This is a genomic window from Streptomyces sp. (assembly GCF_031178505.1).
Lineage (GTDB): Bacteria > Actinomycetota > Actinomycetes > Streptomycetales > Streptomycetaceae > Streptomyces > Streptomyces gulbargensis.
Genome location: NZ_JAPSIW010000926.1, coordinates 1 through 2,351, shown reverse-complemented (window position 1 = coordinate 2,351; position 2,351 = coordinate 1). Strand labels below are relative to the sequence as shown.

Below are 2,351 nucleotides of genomic sequence, written 5' to 3'. Positions count from 1 at the left end.
GCCTTCCTCCTCACCCTCGCCGTCGTCGACGACCTCTTCGCGATCCTGATCATCGCCGTCTTCTTCACCGGCGACCTGAACTTCGCCGCGCTCGGCGGAGCCGCCGCCGGACTCGTCCTCTTCTGGATGCTGCTCCGCAAGGAGGTCCGCGGCTGGTACGTGTACGTCCCGCTCGCCCTCGTCGTCTGGGGGCTGATGTACAACAGCGGCGTCCACGCCACCATCGCCGGTGTCGCCATGGGGCTGATGCTGCGCTGCTCCACGCGGGACGGCGAGGAGCACTCCCCCGGCCAGCACATCGAGCACCTGGTCCGGCCGCTCTCCGCCGGATTCGCCGTCCCGATGTTCGCCCTCTTCTCCGCCGGCGTCAGCGTGTCCGGCGGGGCCCTGAGCGACGTCTTCACCCAGCCCGTCACCCTCGGTGTCGTCCTCGGCCTCGTCGTCGGCAAGGTGATCGGCATCTTCGGCGGCACCTGGCTCGCCGCCCGCTTCACCCGGGCCGAGCTCAACTCCGACCTGGCCTGGCCGGACGTCTTCGCCGTCGCCTCCCTCGCCGGCATCGGCTTCACCGTCTCGCTCCTCATCGGCGAACTCGCCTTCGCGGGCGACGCGGACCTCACCGACGAGGTGAAGGCCGCCGTCCTGACCGGCTCGCTCATCGCGGCCGTCCTCGCCTCCGTCCTGCTGAAGCTCCGCGTCCGGAAGTACCAGGCGCTCTATGCCGAGGAGACCCGCGACGAGGACCAGGACGGCATCCCCGACATGTACGAGCAGGACAACCCGGAGTACCACCTCCGGATGGCCGAGATCTACGAGAAGAAGGCCGCGGAACACCGGCAGCGCGCCCGACTGGCGGGGGCGTCGCGCGATGAGGGCGACCGTCCGGCATGATCTGAGTCGGACCGTAGACGAGGACGAGGAGAGGGATCAGCGATGAGCGACCCGTTCGACGGAACCGAGCGCAGCCTCGGTCAGCTGGTCGCCTCGGCGACCGCCGAGATGTCCGCCCTGGTGCACGACGAGATCGCCCTGGCCAAGGCGGAGATCCGACAGGACGTCAAGCGCGGCGGAGTCGGCGCCGTCCTGGGCGTCGGCGCCCTCATGGTGCTGCTGTTCTCGCTGCCGATGCTGAGCTTCGCGCTCGCGTACGCGATCAACACCTGGACCGGCGGGCACAACGGCGACGGGGGCTGGAACCTCGGGTGGTGCTTCCTGCTTTCCTTCGCCTTCAACGTGCTGGTCGCGGGCCTGCTCGGCGTGATCGCGATCGCCCAGATCAAGAAGGTGAAGAAGCCGGAGAAGACCATCGCCTCCGCCAAGAGGACGGCGGCGGTCATGGGCAACGTGAAGCCGCACCCGCGCCCCGCGCCCCGGACCGCCCTGGAGAAGGCCGACTCTGTGGCACGCTCGTCCGTATGACCCTTCCCGAGAGCAACGGCAACGGCGGGCCCGTACGGCTCGACGGGCCCTGGACCCACCGCGACGTGGCCGCCAACGGCGCGCGTTTCCACATCGCGGAGATGGGTGACGGCCCGCTGGTGTTGCTGCTGCACGGTTTCCCGCAGTTCTGGTGGACCTGGCGCCACCAGCTGCCGGCGCTCGCCGAGGCCGGCTTCCGGGCCGTGGCGATGGACCTGCGCGGGGTCGGCGGCAGCGACCGCACCCCCCGGGGCTACGACCCGGCCAACCTGGCCCTGGACATCACCGGCGTGATCCGGTCGCTCGGCGAGCCGGACGCGGCGCTCGTCGGCCACGACATGGGTGGCTATCTCGCCTGGACGGCGGCGGTCATGCGGCCGAAGCTGGTGCGCCGGCTCGTCGTCTCCTCCATGCCGCACCCGCGCCGCTGGCGCTCGGCGATGCTCTCCGACTTCGCCCAGTCGCGGGCCGGTTCCCACATCTGGGGCTTCCAGCGGCCGTGGCTGCCGGAGCGTCAGCTGGTCGCGGACGACGCCGCCCTGGTGGGCGAGCTGATCCGCGACTGGTCGGGGCCGAAGCCCGTGGACGAGGAGGCCGTGGAGGTCTACCGGCGGGCGATGCTGGTGCCGTCGACGGCGCACTGCTCCATCGAGCCGTACCGCTGGATGGTGCGGTCGCTGGCCCGCCCGGACGGCATCCAGTTCAACCGGCGGATGAAGCGGCCGGTACGGGTTCCCACGCTGCACCTGCACGGCTCGACGGACCCGGTGATGCGGACCCGCAGCGCGGCCGGCTCGGGGCAGTACGTGGAGGCGCCGTACCGCTGGCGGCTGTTCGACGGCCTCGGGCACTTCCCCCACGAGGAGGACCCGGTCGCGTTCACGGCCGAACTGGTCAACTGGCTGAAGGACACCGAGCCGGACCGCTGACCG

At 70.9% G+C, this 2,351-nt stretch carries 3 protein-coding genes; all 3 read left to right on the top strand.

Annotated elements, in window-relative coordinates:
- Positions 1–891, top strand: an 891-nt coding sequence (locus tag RIF68_RS34580; protein ID WP_309055455.1) for a Na+/H+ antiporter NhaA, incomplete at its 5' end; no start/stop codon positions are given.
- A 42-nt stretch (positions 892–933) separates the two neighbouring features.
- Positions 934–1,419 carry a phage holin family protein gene (locus tag RIF68_RS34575; RefSeq protein ID WP_309055453.1) on the top strand — a complete coding sequence of 162 codons (486 nt, stop codon included), beginning with the start codon at positions 934–936 and terminating at the stop codon, positions 1,417–1,419.
- A complete protein-coding gene (locus RIF68_RS34570) occupies positions 1,416–2,348 on the top strand; it encodes an alpha/beta hydrolase (RefSeq protein ID WP_309055451.1) in 933 nt (310 codons plus the stop codon). The genes RIF68_RS34575 and RIF68_RS34570 overlap by 4 nt, the downstream gene beginning before the upstream one ends.
- Positions 2,349–2,351 lie beyond the last annotated feature (3 nt).

Bases quoted from the DNA above. Each gene is read 5' to 3' on its own strand.
- RIF68_RS34575 (WP_309055453.1), top strand. From the start codon at position 934: ATGAGCGACCCGTTCGACGGAACCGAGCGCAGCCTCGGTCAGCTGGTC.
- RIF68_RS34570 (WP_309055451.1), top strand. From the start codon at position 1,416: ATGACCCTTCCCGAGAGCAACGGCAACGGCGGGCCCGTACGGCTCGAC.